Annotated in this window: 22 protein-coding genes and 2 tRNA genes; 7 read left to right on the top strand and 17 right to left on the bottom strand. The window is 38.2% G+C overall.

Annotated elements, in window-relative coordinates:
* Nucleotides 1–166 precede the first annotated feature (166 nt).
* Nucleotides 167–934 carry a DeoR/GlpR family DNA-binding transcription regulator gene (locus tag AC3ITD_RS01870; protein WP_489363515.1) on the top strand — a complete coding sequence of 256 codons (768 nt, stop codon included), beginning with the start codon at nt 167–169 and terminating at the stop codon, nt 932–934.
* Nucleotides 935–995: 61 nt separating this feature from the next.
* On the opposite strand, the gene AC3ITD_RS01865 is transcribed toward AC3ITD_RS01870, so the two are convergent.
* From AC3ITD_RS01865 to rhaT, 8 genes are all read right to left on the bottom strand, one after another.
* Nucleotides 996–1,715 carry a glycerophosphodiester phosphodiesterase family protein gene (locus AC3ITD_RS01865; RefSeq protein ID WP_489366618.1) on the bottom strand — a complete coding sequence of 240 codons (720 nt, stop codon included), beginning with the start codon at nt 1,713–1,715 and terminating at the stop codon, nt 996–998.
* Nucleotides 1,712–1,936, bottom strand: a complete 225-nt coding sequence (locus AC3ITD_RS01860; RefSeq protein WP_489363513.1) for a hypothetical protein — start codon at nt 1,934–1,936, stop codon at nt 1,712–1,714. The genes AC3ITD_RS01865 and AC3ITD_RS01860 overlap by 4 nt, the downstream gene beginning before the upstream one ends.
* Nucleotides 1,937–1,942: 6 nt before the next feature.
* Nucleotides 1,943–2,542 carry a histidine phosphatase family protein gene (locus AC3ITD_RS01855; protein WP_265798316.1) on the bottom strand — a complete coding sequence of 200 codons (600 nt, stop codon included), beginning with the start codon at nt 2,540–2,542 and terminating at the stop codon, nt 1,943–1,945.
* Nucleotides 2,543–2,581: 39 nt separating this feature from the next.
* Nucleotides 2,582–3,613, bottom strand: a complete 1,032-nt coding sequence (locus tag AC3ITD_RS01850) for a GntR family transcriptional regulator (RefSeq protein WP_489363511.1) — start codon at nt 3,611–3,613, stop codon at nt 2,582–2,584.
* Nucleotides 3,614–3,792: 179 nt separating this feature from the next.
* Nucleotides 3,793–5,172 carry an FGGY-family carbohydrate kinase gene (locus AC3ITD_RS01845; RefSeq protein WP_489363509.1) on the bottom strand — a complete coding sequence of 460 codons (1,380 nt, stop codon included), beginning with the start codon at nt 5,170–5,172 and terminating at the stop codon, nt 3,793–3,795.
* Between the two features lie 17 nt (nt 5,173–5,189).
* Entirely contained in the window at nt 5,190–6,470 is a 1,281-nt protein-coding gene (locus AC3ITD_RS01840) for a sugar isomerase (protein ID WP_489363507.1), read from the bottom strand.
* Between the two features lie 294 nt (nt 6,471–6,764).
* A complete protein-coding gene (locus AC3ITD_RS01835) occupies nt 6,765–8,885 on the bottom strand; it encodes a bifunctional aldolase/short-chain dehydrogenase (protein WP_489363505.1) in 2,121 nt (706 codons plus the stop codon).
* A 25-nt stretch (nt 8,886–8,910) separates the two neighbouring features.
* Complete coding sequence (rhaT, locus tag AC3ITD_RS01830; protein ID WP_489363503.1) at nt 8,911–10,005, bottom strand: L-rhamnose/proton symporter RhaT; 1,095 nt, start codon at nt 10,003–10,005, stop codon at nt 8,911–8,913.
* 379 nt (nt 10,006–10,384) lie between these two features.
* On the opposite strand from rhaT, the gene AC3ITD_RS01825 reads away from it, so the two are divergent.
* Nucleotides 10,385–11,104 (top strand): SDR family NAD(P)-dependent oxidoreductase, encoded by a 720-nt coding sequence (locus AC3ITD_RS01825; protein WP_489363501.1) that lies wholly within the window; start codon nt 10,385–10,387, stop codon nt 11,102–11,104.
* On the opposite strand, the gene AC3ITD_RS01820 is transcribed toward AC3ITD_RS01825, so the two are convergent.
* From AC3ITD_RS01820 to AC3ITD_RS01790, 7 genes are all read right to left on the bottom strand, one after another.
* Nucleotides 11,101–11,964 carry an alpha/beta fold hydrolase gene (locus AC3ITD_RS01820; protein WP_489363499.1) on the bottom strand — a complete coding sequence of 288 codons (864 nt, stop codon included), beginning with the start codon at nt 11,962–11,964 and terminating at the stop codon, nt 11,101–11,103. The genes AC3ITD_RS01825 and AC3ITD_RS01820 overlap by 4 nt on opposite strands.
* A gap of 10 nt (nt 11,965–11,974) precedes the next feature.
* Nucleotides 11,975–12,442, bottom strand: a complete 468-nt coding sequence (locus AC3ITD_RS01815; RefSeq protein ID WP_056851782.1) for a pyrophosphohydrolase domain-containing protein — start codon at nt 12,440–12,442, stop codon at nt 11,975–11,977.
* Nucleotides 12,443–12,600: 158 nt separating this feature from the next.
* The gene (locus tag AC3ITD_RS01810) at nt 12,601–13,323 is read right to left on the bottom strand and encodes a LytR/AlgR family response regulator transcription factor (protein WP_265798308.1); all 723 of its coding nucleotides are present in this window, start codon (nt 13,321–13,323) and stop codon (nt 12,601–12,603) included.
* Nucleotides 13,324–13,332: 9 nt separating this feature from the next.
* Nucleotides 13,333–13,569, bottom strand: a complete 237-nt coding sequence (locus AC3ITD_RS01805; RefSeq protein WP_489363496.1) for a hypothetical protein — start codon at nt 13,567–13,569, stop codon at nt 13,333–13,335.
* A 255-nt stretch (nt 13,570–13,824) separates the two neighbouring features.
* Nucleotides 13,825–14,538, bottom strand: coding sequence for a serine hydrolase domain-containing protein (locus AC3ITD_RS01800; RefSeq protein WP_489363494.1), 714 nt, complete (start codon nt 14,536–14,538; stop codon nt 13,825–13,827).
* A complete protein-coding gene (locus tag AC3ITD_RS01795; protein ID WP_489363492.1) occupies nt 14,535–15,542 on the bottom strand; it encodes a sensor histidine kinase in 1,008 nt (335 codons plus the stop codon). Before AC3ITD_RS01795 ends, AC3ITD_RS01800 begins: the two co-directional genes overlap by 4 nt.
* A gap of 93 nt (nt 15,543–15,635) precedes the next feature.
* Nucleotides 15,636–16,118: a GNAT family N-acetyltransferase gene (locus AC3ITD_RS01790; protein ID WP_265798305.1), complete on the bottom strand. Its 483-nt coding sequence runs from the start codon at nt 16,116–16,118 to the stop codon at nt 15,636–15,638.
* A gap of 97 nt (nt 16,119–16,215) precedes the next feature.
* Between AC3ITD_RS01790 and AC3ITD_RS01785 the strand changes: the two genes are divergently transcribed.
* The 4 genes from AC3ITD_RS01785 (at nt 16,216) to AC3ITD_RS01770 (ending at nt 18,305) form a co-directional block, all read left to right on the top strand.
* Entirely contained in the window at nt 16,216–16,632 is a 417-nt protein-coding gene (locus AC3ITD_RS01785) for a hypothetical protein (RefSeq protein WP_489363490.1), read from the top strand.
* A 65-nt stretch (nt 16,633–16,697) separates the two neighbouring features.
* On the top strand, nt 16,698–17,300 hold the full coding sequence (locus tag AC3ITD_RS01780; RefSeq protein ID WP_489363488.1) for a hypothetical protein: 603 nt from the start codon (nt 16,698–16,700) through the stop codon (nt 17,298–17,300).
* 182 nt (nt 17,301–17,482) lie between these two features.
* On the top strand, nt 17,483–17,842 hold the full coding sequence (locus AC3ITD_RS01775) for a DUF1801 domain-containing protein (protein WP_265798302.1): 360 nt from the start codon (nt 17,483–17,485) through the stop codon (nt 17,840–17,842).
* 16 nt (nt 17,843–17,858) lie between these two features.
* Complete coding sequence (locus tag AC3ITD_RS01770; RefSeq protein WP_489363486.1) at nt 17,859–18,305, top strand: SRPBCC domain-containing protein; 447 nt, start codon at nt 17,859–17,861, stop codon at nt 18,303–18,305.
* Nucleotides 18,306–18,348: 43 nt separating this feature from the next.
* Here AC3ITD_RS01770 and AC3ITD_RS01765 read toward each other — a convergent pair.
* Together AC3ITD_RS01765 and AC3ITD_RS01760 are read right to left on the bottom strand one after the other, a co-directional pair.
* Nucleotides 18,349–18,421 (bottom strand) — tRNA-Phe (locus AC3ITD_RS01765).
* A gap of 125 nt (nt 18,422–18,546) precedes the next feature.
* Nucleotides 18,547–18,619 (bottom strand) — tRNA-Phe (locus AC3ITD_RS01760).
* A 259-nt stretch (nt 18,620–18,878) separates the two neighbouring features.
* On the opposite strand from AC3ITD_RS01760, the gene AC3ITD_RS01755 reads away from it, so the two are divergent.
* Entirely contained in the window at nt 18,879–20,177 is a 1,299-nt protein-coding gene (locus AC3ITD_RS01755) for a 4Fe-4S dicluster domain-containing protein (protein ID WP_489363484.1), read from the top strand.
* Nucleotides 20,178–20,184 lie beyond the last annotated feature (7 nt).

Below are 20,184 nucleotides of genomic sequence, written 5' to 3'. Positions count from 1 at the left end.
GATAATGACGCAATAGGCTGGGAAGTTTTTACCAACAGCCTGTTCGAAAGTTAATTTAACATAAACACATTGAAAGGTAATTTAACTAAATATAATTTTGAATCCTCTGATTTTAAATTATGTTTGTTCACATTAAATAAATTAAGCTCCAAACCGAATATTGGCCATGAAAAACATTACCGACAGACACGAATTCATCTTAAAAAAATTAAAGGAAGACGGAAAAGTAAGCATCATCGAGCTTACCGATTTGATGGAAGTTTCTGGAGTTACCATTAGAAAAGATTTAAAACTTTTAGAAGATAAAAATTTACTTTTCAAAACTCGTGGAGGTGGATCGATTAACAATCCCTATGCAAACGAACGGACGATTAATGAAAAAGCATTCATCAACGCTGATGAGAAACAAAAGATTGCAAAAGCAGCCCTTTCTTTAATTGAAAAAAATGATTCTATCACTATAGGTTCTGGAACAACGGTTTTTGAATTGGCCAGATGTCTATACCCAAATCAGCATTTAACGGTCATCACTCCTGCGCTAAAAGTGGGCTTGGAGTTGACCACACGCCCTAACGTTGAGGTTTTACAGCTCGGCGGTTTAATTCGCTCCAACTCCTCATCAGTAGCCGGCTCATATGCAGAACGGGTACTAAGTGAAATATCTTGTGGTGTACTATTTTTAGGAGTAGATGGCATCGATATGGATTTTGGTTTCTCGATAACCAATTTAGCCGAAGCCACACTTAACCAAAAAATGATAGATACTGCCCAAACTGTTGTAATTATGGCCGATAGTAGCAAATTTGATAAGCGTGGCCTCGGCAAGGTTTGTGGCTTCGAACAGGTTCATTACATCATCACCGATAACGGCATTTCTGAATTTATCGTGAATCAAATTGAAGAAAAGGGCGTCAAAGTCATCATTGCTGATTAATTAATTAGGGCTTACATCTACGCATTCGGGTTTTGCTAATTCTGGGACAATGTATTGGTAATTATTTTTTAAGGTTTACTTTGCCCATAAACCTGGCTTTCGGATTATTTTTTGGCTGGAGCGTTGTAATGGCCTCAGCCACTTCAATGGGCAAATCCGATTCTAAAATATCTGCTCCCTGTTCAAAGGTTTCTCTATAATTTTTAGCCCGTTCTTCTTTTGTCGCCAACTTATCGTAAGTGGGTGCTGCAGATATCATACACATCACGCCGCGGGCATGCAGCATATCAAAAAGCTCTTTATTTTCAGGTTTGTTAGTTGGCCCGATATAAGCAATCATGCTTTTCCAGGGAATGCCTACAGCCTGGTATTCCGATAAAGCTTTCTTAGTTTTCACAAAAGCAGAAAACATCCGGTCAGGATTTTGATCGTAGTAAAACTTAGCATGTTGGGCATCATGGATAGTAATCATGATTACTTTATTGGGATTTTCCTTTAAGATTCGTTCCTGCATTTCCAAAGGCACATCTTTACGATCTAAATTAACCACTGTTTTACCAGCACTCCAATCAATTACCTCTTTCAGGGTCGGGATTTTGTACTTCGTAACATGCCCTTCTGAATCTTTCAATCTAAATTTTTGAAGCTGGGCAAAAGTATAGTCCGCTACCTTACCAGTACCGTTTGTAGTTCGGTCAAGCGTAGCATCATGCATTAAAACCAAAACGCTATCTTTAGTGAGCCGCGGATCAATCTCAAAAAAAGCTGGTGTAAATTTCAGCGTATTTTCAAAAGTGGCAATGCAGTTCTCTGGAAAACTTTAACCGTACCACCCCTGTGGCCGCTAATAATGGGTATAGTTTTTCCTGTGTATTTAAAAAATTCACGCAGTTCGTTTACGTTTTTAATTTTTAGCGTGTTGATATTGGTTTGTGCAAATACACAAATAGTTGTGGCAAAAACAAGCTTGGTCAAAAGGATTGCTTTTATGGTAGTTTTCAACTCGAACTATATTTTGCTGTTTAAAAGTTTAAGCATCATTACGCCGTCATCATCAAATTCAATTTCCGTTATCGATGAATTTTGCTGCGCCAACTGGCGATAATTTTTTAAGGGCATTCCGAGTTTGCTGGCCATAAAAATGCGGTTGATGCCGTTATGCCCAACAACCATGATGGTTTGGTTACGATGTTTCAACATCATTCCATCAAAAAAGCTGGTTACCCGATCTACAATCTCTATAGCCGATTCTCCGGTTCCACCTGCTTTATTGATTTCGGGAGCATCCATCCAATTGCTCCACAATGAAGCATTTTCTGCAATGAATTCTGCTTTCGTTTTGCCTTCCCAATTGCCAAAATCGACTTCAATTAATCGATTATCTACAAACACCTCTCTTTTTCCAGATGCAATTTCGGCGGTTCTTTTTGCACGAAGCAGTGGAGAAGAATAAACTGCATCAATTTTCATATCGCTCAGCTGATCGCAAATAAATTTTGCCTGCCTGAGCCCTTTTGTCGTCAATTCGATATCAGTTCTACCGCAATAGCGATTTCCATCTACATTATAAGCAGTTTCTCCGTGCCTTAATAAATATACTTTAAGCATAAATTTCTTCGTGTTTAAGCAAATAATCAACCAAAAAAATTAAAGTGAATTACGAAGATTTAAGTAGAATGGAACTTCGAGTTTTCCGGTTTTTCCATTTAATACAAATTCTGCTGCCTGTGTACCAAGCTCATGGAAATCTGTAGAGATAGTGGTTATTCCGTCTAGAATGAAACGTTTGAGAGGGGTTTCGTTGTAAGAAATTACACCAACATCTCGTCCGATTTTTAGTTTAAGGACAATTAATCGTTCTATTAGCGTTACCAAATCATCTTCCATCAGGTTTATATAAACTTCGCCTGGCTTTATTTCTTCTTCCTTAATATTATGAATCACTTTGTGATCAAAAGCATATTGCTGGCAAAATCGATAGAAACCCGTTAAAATTTCTTGTGGAAAATAACTGTTTTTTGGGAAAATAATTTTGATTGTACTGTACTGAGATAATCGTGGCAAGGCCTGGTCTAAGGCAGCATAAATGTCTTGAGCGAAGTTTTCATAAGCAGCTGCAAAATCGCCGGTAATCCCTGGTAGCAACTTATCCAAAATAATTAATTTCTCTTTTGGGATGGTGTTGATAATTTCGTGGGCATTTTCACCCCCTTCTAAAAAATGCGGTATGATGACAAAATGGGTGTAGTCGTCAATTTTAGAGATGATCATTTTTTTGAAGAATGCAAAGTCGTTGTTATAGATATAGAAATCTATAGCTGCTTTTTCTCCAATTGCTTTCGTAAACGAATCATAGATGATCTTTTTGTGGGTACTCAGTTTATTGAATAGCAAACAAACTTTGAGTTTTCTGGAAAAATCTATGTTGGTAATAAAATATCCTTTACCAGGAACAGAATCGACAACGCCAAGTTTACGTAAATTACGATAACCTTTTTCTGCCGTATCTCTCGACATTTCCAGACTGAAGCTGAGCTCATTAATTGATGGCAACAAACTTCCTTTTTTTAGTTTGCCAGATTCGATGCCACTTAGTATCGCATTAGTAAGTTGCTTATACTTTGGCGTTGATGAATATTCATCAATCTGAATTAAGGAAATTAGGTCGTCTGTTTTCACTATATGCTGGCTCTAAGCCCGAATATAGCAAATTAATGTGGTTTGAGGTCGGGTAAATTAGAGATTATTTCATTCCGCTCATTTTTGTAACCCTAACACAATTAAGCCACTCAGCTTACTGTGTTAAAGAGCTTTAGGTACCCATTTGCATCCCCAATGATTTCGCATCCGAGATGCCTCTATATCGTCCGTCGAATTGCAGAGTAATATTTGAGCTGAATCATATCAGTTGGTGCCGGGTTTTCATTCCAGGCATCGTTAATCGCGAGTGCAGTTCCAATGGAAGTGGCTTGCGAAACCGAAGATGCATAAACCTCAATATCAGGAATAGAGGTGGCCAGCAAGTGCATGTAGATGGCATTTTTACCAAATCCTCCATCGACAAATACTCTTTTTACGCCTGAATTTAGAACCAGGTTTAAAGAATAAATCTGTTGCTTTACCAGATCAAAAATAAGCTGATGGTAGGCTTCTTCAGCAGTTTGAAAAAGATTCAAATCACGATCCGGGAACGCGGAATTGGCAGAAAACTCTGTTTGAGCAGTTAAGTTTTCTGGTACTTTATTGGCCAGCTTTAAAATCATGGAAGGATTAAACTTCAGGTGCTTAAATAAATAAGCGGCTCTATCGAAGTGCTCAGCAATACGTTTTAACTGCACCTCATGTTCGTAGCCCGCAAAGATTCGGGAAGCTTTAATCGGTTTGCCTTTGTAATGCATGTAACAAAGGCAGTCTTGTTTCAATTCTTCTTTAGTAAGCGGCTCTTGATTAAAAGGATTTAAACTGATGCACCAGGTACCCGTTGAGATTAGAATAAATGGCGTGTTAAAGTTTGCCAGGTAAGGAATTAGGGCGGCTGAACTATCATGCAAACCAACGCCAACCTGAAACGTTGCGCCATTAAACGTGGTTGCGATGCTTGAATCGGCAGGCGTAAATTCACCAAATTTCTCCTCAATTTTTTCTGAAGTAACCCATTGATGATACTGATGTTGGTTAAAATCCCAAAGTTGTGTATGGCAGCCAATGCTGGTGATATCGCTAACGGCTTTACCGGTAATCAAGAAGCTCAAGTATTGTGGCAAATGCAACGCATACTTCACTTTGTCGAATAAAGCAGGTCGCTCTTTTTTAAGTCTGTAAAGCTGCATTCCAGAATTCAAACTGCCTAAAATTGGCGAGGCAGTTTCTAAAGAGATCTTTTCCTCGCCGCCGTATTTTGCATAAAATTCTTTTTTTAATTCTTCTGGATATTCCTTCAGATAATTATAAAGCGGTGTTAAGGGTGATCCATTTTCATCGAGATACACAAAACTGGCGCCATAGGTAGAGAAATTGACAGCTTTAACGTCAAACTCTTTCATTTGCAAAACCTGATGCAAAGAATCGTAAACCGAGGATTTCAGGCTCTCCAGATTTTCACATGGCTCACCATCTTCATCCACAGTTTCTACGAAACGGGCTGAACGTTCGTAAACAATCTGATAATTTTCATCAATAAGAAAAAGTTTTTTGTTCGTTTTCCCAACGTCAAATATTGCAATAACCGGTTTTGGCATCTCTTTAGCTCCCTTTTTTATAAACCTGTTGCTACAGTAATTCCTCTATGGTTAACTAAATTTGATCTCACACTCAAATCGCGGTACAAGCTTATCGGAGCCAAAGCTGCTCCAGCTCTTAACCTTGCTTCAGCCACTAAAGCTCTTAAATCGCTACGGAAAGTATTTTGTAAAATTTCCTGTGCCTTTGCCACGTCGTTATTATTCTGGGCAGCATTTAAAGCTTTACGATCTACCAATAAGGCTTGAGCATAAGCAATCATAATGGCTTCTACCGATTGTAGTAGATCTTCTAAAGGGTCTTTCACATTGTGAGAGGCATCTATCATCCATCCTAAATCTTTAGCATGGTTCATTCCTTTTGCATCCATACCCTCAACTAGCTCATTAAAAATGAGGAACAATTGATAAGGCTTGATACTTCCGGCAGTTAAATCATCATCACCGTATTTGGAATCGTTGAAATGGAAACCACCTAACTTTCCTTCCATCAAAAGCAAGGCAACAATTTGTTCGATGTTTGCATTTGGTAAATGGTGACCCAAATCTACCAGGGTATAAGCTTGCTTACCTAATTTACTTGCGTAAAGCAGCGACTGACCCCAATCTCCAACCGTTGTGGAATAGAAATTTGGTTCGAATGCTTTATATTCTACGAACAATTTCCAATCTGCCGGCAAAGCCGAATAAATTTCTTCTAAACTTTCTAATGTATTTTCGAATGCCCTACGGAAATTTAACTGACCAGGGAAACAAGATCCATCGGCCAGCCAAACTGTTAATGCATCAGAACCTAGCGCCACACCATGCTTAATTACTTCGATGTTATGCTCAATTGCTTGCTTGCGAATGGTTTTATTTACATTTTGTAAGGAACCAAATTTATAGCTATGTGCCGAACCAGCCTGATCTTGAAAAGTGTTTGAATTCATAGCGTCGAACTTCAGTCCGTAGCCCGCTGCAAGGCTTTTCAAACTTTCTGCATTTTGTGGGATATCCCAAGGGATGTGAAGCGATATAGCACCGCTTGCCCCATTTAATGCATGAAGCAAACCAACATCTTCAATTTTTTCTTCAATTGTGCGGGGCTCGCCGCCTGTAATGGCGAAACGACCGAAACGTGTACCACCAGTACCTAAAGCCCATGATGGAATCGCAATCTGAAAATCAATCAATTTCTGGATTACACTTTCTAAATCAACATGCGACCAATCTTCTTTTAAAAAGTTGAGCTTGCGCTGATGTGAACTAATAAGGGAATCATTGTGTTTTTCTATTTGGTTCTGCTCGATATTCATGAGAATACTTGGTTTTGTTAGGTTAATAATTAAGCGATAAATCGCTTTGATTTGATCCTCAATGTAGATTGAGAATTTTTAAAGTCATTTCCAGTCTGTGGCGAACCACAGACCGAGAGAACAACTTACTAAAACTAATTTTAAATATGATTCTTGATATGTGTTTCCAAAGATCGTTTACTTCACTTACTTTTTTCGGTCTTTGAGGACACAGATCGAGGGGCAGCAATTTATATTTACTAAAATTTTAGCCAGAATGAGATTGCTTCGTACCTCGCAATAACGGCGTCTTTTTTATCTGGCAAAGGCCATTGCTACGCCACCATCAACATTTAACATGTTGCCGGTAGATTTACTTAACAAGCCACCTACAAATGCGAAACATGCATTTGCAATATCATCAGGTAAAATAATCTGGTTTAGCAACGTGCGTTTTGCGTAATATGCAGGCAGTTCGGCAACGGTAATTCCGTAGGCTTTTGCTCTACCTTCAGCCCATCCGCCAGCCCAGATATTACTATCGCTAATCACGGCATCAGGATTAACCACATTCACACGGATGTTATCAGCACCCAATTCAGCAGCATTTAATCTGCTTAAATGCAATTGCGCCGCTTTCGCACTTCCGTAACCTGCATTGTTTGGTCCGCTCACCAATGAGTTTTTGCTTACAATATTGATCATGTCGCCACCAATATCCTGCTTTTGCATCGTTTTGGTAGCCGCTTGCGTAATAAAGAACTGACCCTTAACTAATACGTCGTATAGTAAATCCCAATCTTTTTCAGTGTGATCGCCGATTGTTTTAGAAATGGATAAACCAGCATTGTTCACTACGATATCGATACCTCCAAAAGCCAAAGCTGCAGCAGCAAATGCGCCATCGATATCTTCCTGACTGGTTACGTTTAGAACCGCAGTACTGTATGAATCTTTTCCAAATTGTTTTTCGAAATCAGCACCGGCTTCTGCTAAACGCTCGGCATTCATGTCGTTCAAAATAACAACGCCACCTTCAGCAACGAATTTTTTTGCAATTGCTTTTCCAATACCACCAGCACTACCGGTAATCAAAGCGATTTTTCCAGTTAAGGGCTTTGGCTTCGGCATGCGTTGCAGTTTTGCTTCTTCCAATAACCAATATTCGATGTTAAAAGCTTCCTGATGCGGTAATGAAGTATATTCGGAAATGGCTTCAGCACCTTTCATTACATTAATGGCATTAATGTAAAATTCGGCAGCTACCCTTGCCGTTTGTTTATCTTTCGAGAAAGTAAACATTCCGATTCCAGGATATAAGATTACCACCGGGTTAGTATCTCTAATAGCTGGACTGTTATCATGTTTACAAGTTTCGTAATAATCAGTATACATTGCCCGATATGCCTCAAAAGCCGGCAAAAGCATTTCTTTTACTGCTTTGGTATCCGATAAATCTGCATCAGTTTTTAAATCCAAAACCAGCGGACTGATTTTCGTTCTCAAAAAATGGTCAGGGCAACTTGTTCCCATTGGCGCCAAACGAGAAAGATCATTAGAATTGATGAACTCTAACACACGAACGTCATCAGTGAAATGACCAATCATGTGTTGTTTTGACGAACATAATCCACGCAAAATCGGAGCTAAACTAGCAGCCTGTTTTTTACGGCTTTCCGCATCAGCACTTTCTATTTTTTGTCCGCCAAATACCGGACCTTTTTTGCCATAATTTTGCGCCAGGTATTCTGAACAAATTTCGATTACATCAAGAGTGTTCAGGTAACTTTCGTAAGCAGTATCTCCCCAGGTAAATAAACCATGAGAACCCAACATAATTCCGCGGATACCTGGGTTTTCATCTAAACATTTTCTCAGTGTTAATCCCAGTTCGAAACCAGGTTTTTTCCACTCTACCCATCCAATTGTACCGCCGAAAAGCTCTTCGGTAATTTTCTTTCCATCCTTTGCTGCCGCGATCGCGATCGCCGCATCCGGATGCAAGTGATCGATGTGTGCAAAAGGCAAAAAGCCATGCAACGGAGTATCAATTGATGGTGCTTTTGAGCTCAAATCGAAAATGCAGTGATTGAACAATTCAACCATTTCATCTTCATGCTCCACACCGCGGTAAATATTTTTCAAACTGCGCAAGCGGTCAACATAAAGCGCTGCTAATCCACTTTTTTTCAAAGTGCCCAAATCGCCACCGGAACCTTTTACCCACATTACTTCGGTTTCCGAACCCGTTAAAGGATCTTTTTCCATCAGTTTACATGATGTATTTCCACCACCATAGTTGGTTAAGCGCAAATCGGCACCTAATAAGTTTGAACGGTAAATTAGTAAAGCTACTTCATCGCCAGCTAGCTTTGCGGCTTCCTCTTCATTCCACAAATAGCTTACGTGTTTATAATTTTTCGTTTCGATCGACATTATCGTATTTTTTATTTTTTGTGATTTATCCTTTAAGTGAATTACCGTAACCTACAATTAGTACGGAAACAATGATGGTGATGATCCCAGCCAACACCGTAATGAATGTTTTTCTGGATACGCCTTTCCATTCTTTTAACACCAAGCCCCAAACATTGGCAATTAAGATGATGAAGGCCATGTGTAATATCCATGAACTTGCGCCATTGCCCATTTTGCTCTCTCCCATTCCATAAAAAAAGAATTGTAGAAACCAGGTGGTACCTGCAAGTGCTGAAAATATATAGTTTTTTAAGAGTGGTGTTTTTGCGTTGGTATAATCGCCGAATGTTTTATTTCTGGCGTTCAAAATCATACACCAAATGAAGTTGGTAGTTAAACCACCCCAAAGTACAATGATGTAAGTAACATTGTTGGAGAAAAGAAAATTACCGGTTTCTGATGGGTTTGCTGCTTTCCAGATAGAATTTGCGGCATCAGCCAATGGCTTACCGGCCTCAATACCGAAATTGAAACAAGCACTTAAAACACCTGAAACGATACCAACGAATAAACCTAAACCGAATTTAAACTCGGTTTTTACTTCCAAACCATGTGGATCGGTAACACCCGTGTTAATTTCTTTTTCCTTCATCATTCCGGCTTTACCGCAAATCACGATTCCAAGTACACAAACAATCAGCCCGAGCAATACCATTCGGCCCCAATCGGTTTGCAAAAACATCGTGAAAGTGTCTTTGCCTTCCTGCGGAAAAACATCGAAATAAATAGAAGGCAAAATTGAACCGAGCACCATGCAAAGGCCGAGAATAATACTGCTGCCTAATGAAACGCCGAGGTAACGAACACCAAGGCCATAAGTTAAACCTCCAATGCCCCAAAGAACGCCAAAGAAATAAGCCAATGCTAAAGTTTTTCCTTCCGCTGTGGCAATAATATCAGCAAAGTTCGGAATGGTTAAATAAGCTGCTAAAGGTGGAACAATTAGCCAGGAAAAAATGCCGCCAACTATCCAGTAGCTTTCCCAGGCCCAACCTTTTACCTTTTTATATGGTATGTAAAAACTCCCGGAGGCGAAACCGCCGATGAAGTGAAAAATAACGCCTAAAAATGCCTGCATGCTCTAATTTTAAATATTTGGTTGGTCTAAAATAGAAAATAAGGATACCTCTACTGTTATGCACTGTCATGTTAATCGCTGAAAATTCAAACCTGACCGATTAAACCGGAAGGCGACAATCCATCGTTTATTCGGGTAGACTTACCACGGTTAATAGTGCCCATTTGCAATGATATCTGTAGCAACTTATTTGTTACTACGTATTCGAAGTGATATTTCCCTGTTCCCACTTCAAAAGTTCTATTCCGGGAAATTTCGTCGCTTTGTTTACGTGATTTACTTTATCCACATCTGTGAAGATTTTTAGAGCATAACCTCTCCATTATGCTATAATATTCGAACTACCAAACTAAAATGGCCTTTTTGAAGTATAGCTATCATGGATTTTAATAATAAGAACATTTTAGTGGTTGGAGGAAGCTCAGGAATTGGATTGGCTTTGGTAAAAAGCCTGACAGAAAAAGGGGCAACAGTTTACGCCGCATCCAGAACAATAAGCAAGGAATGGCCAGCACAAGTTAAACATCAGGAATTAGACGTTTTGCAAGACGTAAATGCGTTAGCTGATTTTTTACCTGAAACATTGCATGGTTTGGTGTATTCTGTAGGAAGCATTACTTTAAAACCTTTTGGTAGGGTCTCGGAAGATGATTTTTTGAATGACTACCGCCTAAACGTGGTTGGAGCCGCTAAAGTAATTCAGCAAGCATTTAAAAATCTGAAAGCAGCCCATTCTGCTTCAATTGTTTTGATAAGTTCGGTTGCGGCAACAACGGGGATGGGATTTCACAGCAGTATTTCGACTGCGAAAGCAGGTATTGAAGGTTTGACAAAATCTTTAGCAGCAGAGTTTTCGCCTGTAAACATTCGGGTAAATGCAGTGGCACCGTCACTTACCGATACGCGTTTATCAGCTAGCTTATTAAACACTGACGACAAAAAAACAGCATCGGCAAAAAGACATCCACTTGGAAAATATGGGCAACCAGAAGATATAGCCGCAGCAATTTCATTTTTATTAAACGATGAAAGCAACTGGGTAACTGGTCAGATTATCAATATTGATGGCGGTATGGGCAACCTCCGAACCAACCTTTAATTTATTCTCGTCGTAATTTCGCCAACAATTAATGAAATTACCTCCGGCGATTTAATAATTTTGAAATGACCGATATCCTCAAATTTAATTGCTGTGATCTCTTTGTTCTGAGTTAAAAAATCCTGCAGATAAGGGTAAGGTGAGATGTGATCTTCTGGATCGTAAATTACTAAATGCTTAATCGACGCATCCAAATGATACAGATTTAACAGATTGAAATGGTTGGCAGGGACTTTCACTTCAAGCTCAAAATTGCTAAAGAAAATATCCTGATCTGCTTGATTCACACCTATAGATTCCAAGCTCTGCACAAAATTTTCTTTCAGTTTGATTAAAGGAGCAATGCTCATTGCCAATTTTGGTTGAATAGCTAAATCTTGTAACGCCAAAATGTTGGCCATAGCGCCCAGGGAGTGGCCAATTACGAAATCGACAACTTCATATTTTTCTATAATCGCCTTAACCGAATCTTTATAAAGTATGAGATTGGAAAGTTCTGAAACCGAACTTCCGTTTCCGGGTGCATCGAAAGCAATTATTTCTACATCTTCTAATTTGCGGAGCTCCATAATCAGCTCGTAAAAATCGAGTGCTTTAGAAGCCCAACCGTGAGTAAGCAATATTTTGGTCTTGCCATCGCCCCAGCTAAAACAGTTAATCGCAATGTCGCTTGACTTAAAGTATTCGTCATACACAGATAAGTTAAACTTTTTCGCTTCGGCAATAAGCTGCTCCTGATGTAATCGGAGCGGCATTTTTGGAGAGTAAAGCACGAATTTACGAATCAGTGCATCTCGATTTTCTCCTGGTTCAACAACCGATGTCTTAATATCTGCAACTATCTGTTTTAGTATCTTCAATGTTCAGATGTTATACCAGGTGTGATTTTAAATCAGCTGGAGAGTAATTAATAGACTTCAACGTTTTATCATCTGCTTTTCTAAAAACTAAAAACAAACCATCAACCTCTTTATAATAGGATTCTGTTTGATCTTTATCGAAGTAATGTTTGATGGTCAGTTCTGCTTCTTCAACAGTTTTACAAGCTTTGCTCATATTGGATCGATGCACTTCATCAAACAGCGTTTTAAACTTTCCACCTAAACCAAACTCATGAATGGCTCCAGCTAAAACGTATTGCAAATCGCATAATGCATCGGCAACCTCTACCAAATCATCATTCTCAATTGCTTCCTGCAATTCTTTTAATTCTTCAGCCAGAAGCGCAACACGCAGGTTTGCCCTTTGTTTAGCAGGAATAACAGGCGATTCTAAGATTGGATGTTTAAACGTAGTATGAAATTCAGCAACCTGATTTAGCGAATTGGTTTCTTGCATTTTTTGTTTGATTTAGTATCGGCAAACTTAACAAATATTGTTCGATTCTTAAATGGCCTGTTAAAGCTAGCCTGTCAATTGCGCACATTATCAACGAACATCAGCTTTCAATTTATCTTTAGAAAATTCGCAGTCAATTATTTATCCAGGGTCCAATTCTACTTTCGATCCTTTATAATTTTGAAAAATTCTTCTTTGTAAGTGTCACCAATCGGAATCGATTGATCATTGATGTAAATTGTATTTCCATCAATCATTTTGATTTTCTCCAAAGAAATGATGTACGATTTATGTACCCGATAAAATGGCGGCTTTGGCAAATCAACTTCCAATTCCCTGAGGGCCTGATAAGTAATGATTCTTTGTGTAGCGGTGTAAACCGACACATAATTCTTCAGGCCTTCTATATATAAAATATCATCGTAGTTTACTTTGATAAATTTATTTTTCGTGTCGCCCTTAATAAAAACAAAATCGTTTCCACTTGTTTGCGATGGGGTATTGATGACTTCGTACCGCGAAGGCGAAATAATTTGTTGCGCTTTTATCGCCGCTTTATAAAAACGTTCGTAAGATATTGGTTTCAGCAGATAATCCACAACATCCAAATCAAAACCATCTAATGCATACTCAGGATAGGCAGTGGTTAAAATTACCTTACATTTTCCACCACAAATTTTTAAAAACTGTATACCTGTTAGTTCTGGCATTTGAATATCAAGGAAAACAAGATCAACCTTGCCTTCCTGAACTAAACTTAGTGCCTCAAACGGATTAGTTGTGGTTCCTACCAATTCTAAAAATGGCGTTTTAGAGATGAAGGTTGCAATTATATCTGATGCGTAAGATTCGTCATCAACAGCTAAACAGCGGATTACCATATGTAGTTTTTAAAGTTGCCTCCCTATTTTAGGAATAAAATTTTCAAGGTTAATTCGTTTATTTGAATAGTTACCCATCCTCACAATAATTACATTATTTTTTGGATTGACATATACGTATTGACCTAAAATACCAATAGCCGTATAATCAAAAGCTTTCACTTTGAAATAATACCCATTGTATTTAGTTTTCTTAATAGCGGTATTTAAACTCAACTTGTTAAGTGCAGCTTCGGCACCTTTCAAATCCTTAAAATAACGATAATCATAACAAGCCCACCATTGATTTTTATATCCAAGTTTTTCGAGTGTATCGGGATTTGTAGTGTCTTCAATCCATTTAGCAGAGAGAATGCGCTTGCCCTCCCAGTTTCCTTGATTAAGATAAAGCCTCCCTAATTTTGCAAAATCGAGAGCAGTTGCGTTTAAACAACAAAATGCTTTTGCTGTTTTTTGATTATCTAAACTCCAAATGGCATTTGATTCTGCCCCTAAAGGTTGTCATAAATATTCTGCTAGTAAATCTTGCAGTTTCCTATTTGTTGCCTTCTCTAAAATTGCAGCCAAAATTTGAGTATTTATGCTTTGATATTCAAATTTTAAGCCCGGCTCCCCTTTCATCTTGAGTTTTGAAACCTGACTATTTATAGAGGCACCATAATATAATTTTGTTATAGGAGAAAATGGGGTCTCTTTGTGTTCATCATAATCAATAGCGGAGCGCATATCTAATACATGCTGAATAGTCAACCTCTTGAAACGCTCATCATTCTTTTCAAGTTCTGGTAAATATCTAATCACTAAATCTTCTGTTGAAAAAACGTCTTTTTTATCAATTGCGATACCCAGTAGTGTAGCTACAAACGATTTAGCAACAAAAAAGCTTGGATGTAAAGACTCTTGATTTACGCCAGTTGCAAAATGCTCGTATACAATAGTGTCATTTTTAATTATTATAAAAGCATTGGTATTTGTGCGATTAAGAAATGTATCTAAATAGATTTTTAATTCATGGTATTTGGAAGGATCATTTCCGTTGATAAATCGAAAGGGTAATTTAGACGGCCGTACCCTAGCACTTTTAAATTTGCTACTATCATTTAAATCTGGCGACCACCATCGCACCGCTCTTATAGGAGCACAAGACGAGTATAAAGCTAAGATGACCAAACCTATCAATTTGCTAGCTCGTCTATTTAATATCTGCAGGATCATATATTCAGTATCAAAGTAGTTTTATAAGTATTCCCATTATTTGATACCAGCAATTCATGCTGATCAGGATAAATTAAATCCAATCGCCTTTGAATATTAACCAATCCCACACCACTCGAATGGTCTTTCTGCCCCCGATTTATCTTATTGCTCACTTCAAAACTCAATCGTTTAGCCTGCACTTTTAGCTTAATACGGACTGGGTGTTGCTCATCATTCAAAACGCCATGCTTAAATGCATTTTCTACAAAAGGAATTAACATTAAAGCGGCTAACTTTTGTTCTGCTATGCCTTCAGTAATAAAAATCACATAGAATTTAGGCTCGAAACGCATTCTAAAAAGCTCGATATAACTTTCCAAATATTCAACCTCTTTATTTAGCGTCACCTTGCCATCAACACTTTCATTTAAAGTATAACGCATCAAATCTGAAAGACGCAAAACCGCATTTGCAAGTTGATCAGAAACTGGAATGGCCAGCGAATAAACGTAATTTAAAGTGTTGTAAAGAAAATGTGGGTTAATCTGCGATTTTAAAAAAGCCAATTCCGATTTAACCACTTCTGCTTTCAGCTTCCGATTGGTAATTTCGGTTTTAAAGTTTTGTTCCACGCTGTAAACGGCTGCTGGCATAACTAAAAATGCCAGACTGTAATAAATATTATCTGCAATGTATTTCGATATTGGTGTATCATCTGTATAGTTTTGCATATCAAACCAATGCTTGTACAAAACCTGCTCAATGAGGTATCGCGAAGCAATAAAAACAGCAATGGTAAAAAACATTGCTCCAATAAGCTGAGGGATTTTATCTCTTTTTAAAAAATATGGATATACCCATAGATAACAGATATAAAATTCGACTATTTGAATAAAATTCATCGAAATATCAAATGCCGATTGCCTCAAGGTTACCCCTTTTATCAGCGCCCCACCATACAGATAGGCCAATACCACTAGCCAGCAAACAATGTGTATGATTACGATTCTTGTCCTTTTCATAAATAAAAGTAGTTTAACCCTGATCAGTGATAAACTTTGTTATGCCAACAGGCTGAAAAATTATCCCAACTGGCTATTTCGAGGATAATTTTATCAAAGTACAAGTAGCATCCAAACGTTGCAAGCAAAGTGGCCAGAATTGCCCAGTGGTGCTGATAAATACTTGAAGCCAGTGTTTTCATACATCGAAATGGCGGTTGTTAATTCCGGAAACGACTCCAGATAAATTTCATTGTAGCCGAAATGTTGAGCAGATTCTATACTTTTCTGCATCAATGCCTTCCCTACGCCTTTACCCCGTGCTTCAGCCGATGCATAAAGTTTCACCAGCTCTACACAACCTTCTGGCAAACCAGCGGTGGGATAAATGCCACAGCCACCCAGCAATTGTCCATCTTCTTCAGCAACCCAGTAAACAGATTGCGCTGCAGTAAAAACTGCTGATAAATGGTCAGTTGTTGGATCAGTATAAACCGTACCTGGCTTATCAATCTTAAACTCTCTAAATATTTTTCTAATTAAATCTGCAAGCGATTCGTCGTCCCGCTCCTCTATTTTTCGGTATGTAATAGCCATAGCTTTTTCCTCAAAGGTAGAAATCGCAGACTAAAGCATTGAAGAAATTTGAAACAAAATTGTGGTCGAATTCATTTAATAAAGAAAAGATATTACCATGGAAAACGAAAAAGATAAAACAACGGAAGAAAACACAAATACACAGCCGAAACCGACAGATGATGTTCAATTGGATATTGAAACAGTTGTTCCCTCGGCCCATAAAGAAGAAGTCGATCCATCAAAGCCTGTAGATGAAAATACCAATGAGGCGCAAGAACAGCCTAAAGACACCGAAGATACAGCTGAAAAAAGTGCTGAAGCAGCGCAAACTGGATCTGAAAGTAAAGCACCAGAAAGTGAAGGATTACCAGTAACTGAAGGTGAAAAAAGCGCAGAAACCGCTGATCAAAGCGAACAATCCACCAAGGAAGAAATTAGCGAAAACGAAGAGGCTACAGAAGAGGCAACTGAAAAACAAGATGATAGCAACCGGGATGATAAACGTGATGACATTGAAACGGTAAGTCCGTAATGCTAATTTTAGTTAAAGAAATGTTGTTCCTGAAATAGTTTGCCTAAATTGGCGTTATGATTAACATGAAAAACACACTATTGCTTTGCCTGGTAACTATTACCCTTTTTAGTTGCGGCATAAACAGGCAGGCGCAACAAATAAAGGCGCTGGAAGACTGTACTTATAAAATAACAAATGTTCAACAGATTACCATTGCCGGTACCGATGTTAAAAAATTAATTGATCAGCAAAGTTTTAGTTTAACCAGCTTGCCTGGGGTGGCTTTGGGTTTATTAAGAAAAGATATTCCGTTAAAAGCAAATCTAAACCTGGAGATTACAAATCCATCAGCGAATTTGGCGGCAATTAACCAGTTTGAATATAAAATTTTAGTTAATAACACCGATTTGGCAGAAGGAATTGTGAACCAGAATGTGAGCATTGCGCAAGGACAAACCGTGACTGTACCTGTTCAATTGATCAGCAACATTTATGGTTTAGTTTCAAATGGAAATGTTTTCAATGATATTGTGAAGGCTGCTCAAAAAGGGTCTTCTTCAAAAGATGAGAAGTTGGGATTATTAACGATAAAAATCAAACCGACTTTTATGCTTGGCAATACGCCAGTCAAATATCCTGGTTACATCACCATCAACAAAGATATTAGCAGCAAGATATTGCTTTAAACAAGAAACTCCCTTCAAATAATGAAGGGAGTTTTTTTATGCTACTTTTTTATCAGGAAACAATTTTATTTCTGTTTATAAAATGGTTGACTCAGGAAATTCTTAAATCACACCCGAAAAATGTCGCTATTACACCGCAACTTTAAATTTTCATGTTCTCATATTTGAATATAGAACTTTTAATGATGAACGATAAAATACAGCAGGTGATTGATACAATTGATCATCCTTTAAAAAAGGAAATGGTTAAAGTGATCACGATTATACAAAATGCCAACCCTAAAATTGAAAGCAGTATAAAATGGGGCGGACCGAGTTTTAGCTTCAAAGGCGATATGGCAACGATAAATCCAAAAATCAAAAAATATGTTATTGTAATATTTCACAAGGCATCACTTTTTAATGATGATTTTGGTTTGTTGGAAGAACAGACTAAGGGCAAAGCTTATGCTAAATTTTACAATATGGAAGACGTAGAAAAGCATGCTGATGGATTGAAAAAAGCGGTTAATGCCTGGGTAACATTGCTGGAAAACGCTTAATCAAAATTCAGATAATATGGAAAAGATTGAATTCAAAACGGAAATTAATGCCAGCGCAGAAAAGGTATGGAATGTACTTTTTGGTGGGGATACCTATCCAAAATGGACTCTAGCCTTTGCAGAAAATTCTTCAGTAGAAACCGATTGGCAAAAAGGCAGCAAAGCAATATTTGGTGATGGAACGGGAAACGGAATGCTTGCTGTTATTGAAGACAATATCCCTAACAAATTTATGTCTATTAAACATTTAGGCGAAGTGAAAGATGGTAAAGAGGAACTTAAAGACTGGGGAGAACCTTTAGAAAATTATTCGCTTAGCGAAAAAGACGGAAAAACTGAGCTGAAGATAGACATGGGTATCATAGACGAATGGAAAGGCTATTTTGAGGAAACCTGGCCTAAAGCCTTACAAAATGTTAAAGATTTGGCCGAAGGAAGTGCAAAAGATCACATCGAAACCTGATAAAAAACGAGAGCCTTTAGATTTTCATCTAAAGGCTTTTTTGTGGTGCCACCTGGATTCGAACCAGGGACACAAGGATTTTCAGTCCTTTGCTCTACCGACTGAGCTATGGCACCATTCGTTTAGGAATGCAAATGTAGTATTCTTTTCTTCAAATGCAACAACCCAATTTAATTTATTTCCCCATCGCAGAGAATCTTTTTATCAAAAAAGCCTGTCATCTCTGAAAGGCTTTTGGAAGTGGTGCCACCTGGATTCGAACCAGGGACACAAGGATTTTCAGTCCTTTGCTCTACCGACTGAGCTATGGCACCTCCTACATTAGGATAATTTACAATGAAATAACCCGTTTTGGAGGCACAAATGTAGTGTTCTTTTCCCAAAAGCAAAACTTTTTTCTCATTATTTTAGTTGAACTCTGATAATCAATTAATTAAATTTTTAGCAACCAAAAAACGCATGAATGCATGGCTTAGAATGAATACAAACTAAAAATTTTCATACTTTTTTTATGCATGCATAGTAATTTATTTCGATTAATATCATAATTTAGCATAAACAATATAATATTGCATGGTGGCTCAGATCCTATTTCTAGTAATAACCCTTGCAGCAATTGCGCTGTTTACCTTTAATTTTCGCAAAATTATTCGCAATATCCGCTTAGGAAAATCTGCTGATAGAAGCGATCAGCCTCAAAAAAGGTTAATGACGATGCTTCGTGTTGCATTCGGACAATCGAAAATGGTGGTACGCCCAATCCCTGCATTCCTTCACTTTTTTGTCTACATTGGCTTCATAATCATCAACATTGAGGTGTTGGAAATCATGATTGATGGCCTTTTCGGAACACATCGAATCTTTAATGGCTTAGGTGGTCTCTACAATTTTTTAATCGGCTCTTTTGAAATCCTAGCCTTAACGGTTTGGGTATCCTGTGTTATTTTTCTTATTCGTAGAAACGTTTTAAAATTAAAGCGTTTCAAAGGTGTAGAAATGACCAATTGGCCAAAATCAGACGCGAACTATATTCTCATTGTGGAAATTTTACTAATGAGTGCGTTTCTCCTGATGAATGCTGCTGATGCAAAATTACAAATACTGGGTGCCAATCATTATACAGTTGCTGGCTCTTTCCCTGTAAGCCAATATTTGATGAATTTGTTACCCTCAAGTGAAGGCGCATTAGTTATGATTGAACGTGGTTGCTGGTGGTTTCACATCATCGGTATTCTGGCTTTCTTAAACTACTTGCCCTACTCAAAACACTTCCATATTTTATTTGCTTTCCCAAATACGTACTTTTCAAATTTAGAACCGAAGGGGGAATTCACCAATATGGCATCTGTTACGAACGAGGTAAAAGCCATGCTGGATCCTTCGTTTGTTCCTGCAGAAACAGAGGCTGGTAAGTTTGGGGCACAAGACGCTACAGATCTTACCTGGGTAAATTTAATGAATGCTTACACCTGTACTGAATGTGGGCGCTGCACATCGGTTTGCCCTGCAAACATCACGGGTAAGCTTTTATCGCCACGGAAAATTATGATGGATACCCGTGATCGAATTGAAGAAATCGGAAAAAACATGGATAAGAATGGCACTGAACATCAAGATGGAAAGGCTTTACTAGACGATTATATCACCAGGGAAGAAATTTGGGCATGCACCAGCTGTAATGCTTGCGTAGAGGCCTGCCCTGTAAATATCGATCCACTACAAATTATAACCGAATTGCGTCGATATGCAGTAATGGAAGAATCTCAGGCGCCTGCAAGCATCAATGCCATGCTTGGCAATATCGAAAATAACCAGGCGCCATGGAAATATTCTCCGGCAGATCGTTTCAATTGGGCAAATGAAGGAAATTAATTTGAGA

Source organism: Pedobacter sp. KH_004 (genome assembly GCF_057840755.1).
Note: the sequence above shows the minus strand (reverse complement) of the source record. Positions and strands in the feature narration are given on the sequence as shown.

What these genes read in the sequence shown, in the direction of transcription:
- AC3ITD_RS01870 (WP_489363515.1), top strand. Translation starts at nt 167, where the DNA reads ATGAAAAACATTACCGACAGACACGAATTCATCTTAAAAAAATTAAAG.
- AC3ITD_RS01855 (WP_265798316.1), bottom strand. Translation starts at nt 2,542, where the DNA reads ATGCTTAAAGTATATTTATTAAGGCACGGAGAAACTGCTTATAATGTA.
- AC3ITD_RS01845 (WP_489363509.1), bottom strand. Translation starts at nt 5,172, where the DNA reads ATGCCAAAACCGGTTATTGCAATATTTGACGTTGGGAAAACGAACAAA.
- AC3ITD_RS01840 (WP_489363507.1), bottom strand. Translation starts at nt 6,470, where the DNA reads ATGAATATCGAGCAGAACCAAATAGAAAAACACAATGATTCCCTTATT.
- AC3ITD_RS01835 (WP_489363505.1), bottom strand. Translation starts at nt 8,885, where the DNA reads ATGTCGATCGAAACGAAAAATTATAAACACGTAAGCTATTTGTGGAAT.
- rhaT (WP_489363503.1), bottom strand. Translation starts at nt 10,005, where the DNA reads ATGCAGGCATTTTTAGGCGTTATTTTTCACTTCATCGGCGGTTTCGCC.
- AC3ITD_RS01825 (WP_489363501.1), top strand. Translation starts at nt 10,385, where the DNA reads ATGGATTTTAATAATAAGAACATTTTAGTGGTTGGAGGAAGCTCAGGA.
- AC3ITD_RS01815 (WP_056851782.1), bottom strand. Translation starts at nt 12,442, where the DNA reads ATGCAAGAAACCAATTCGCTAAATCAGGTTGCTGAATTTCATACTACG.
- AC3ITD_RS01810 (WP_265798308.1), bottom strand. Translation starts at nt 13,323, where the DNA reads ATGGTAATCCGCTGTTTAGCTGTTGATGACGAATCTTACGCATCAGAT.
- AC3ITD_RS01800 (WP_489363494.1), bottom strand. Translation starts at nt 14,538, where the DNA reads ATGATCCTGCAGATATTAAATAGACGAGCTAGCAAATTGATAGGTTTG.
- AC3ITD_RS01795 (WP_489363492.1), bottom strand. Translation starts at nt 15,542, where the DNA reads ATGAAAAGGACAAGAATCGTAATCATACACATTGTTTGCTGGCTAGTG.
- AC3ITD_RS01790 (WP_265798305.1), bottom strand. Translation starts at nt 16,118, where the DNA reads ATGGCTATTACATACCGAAAAATAGAGGAGCGGGACGACGAATCGCTT.
- AC3ITD_RS01785 (WP_489363490.1), top strand. Translation starts at nt 16,216, where the DNA reads ATGGAAAACGAAAAAGATAAAACAACGGAAGAAAACACAAATACACAG.
- AC3ITD_RS01780 (WP_489363488.1), top strand. Translation starts at nt 16,698, where the DNA reads ATGAAAAACACACTATTGCTTTGCCTGGTAACTATTACCCTTTTTAGT.
- AC3ITD_RS01775 (WP_265798302.1), top strand. Translation starts at nt 17,483, where the DNA reads ATGATGAACGATAAAATACAGCAGGTGATTGATACAATTGATCATCCT.
- AC3ITD_RS01770 (WP_489363486.1), top strand. Translation starts at nt 17,859, where the DNA reads ATGGAAAAGATTGAATTCAAAACGGAAATTAATGCCAGCGCAGAAAAG.
- AC3ITD_RS01755 (WP_489363484.1), top strand. Translation starts at nt 18,879, where the DNA reads ATGGTGGCTCAGATCCTATTTCTAGTAATAACCCTTGCAGCAATTGCG.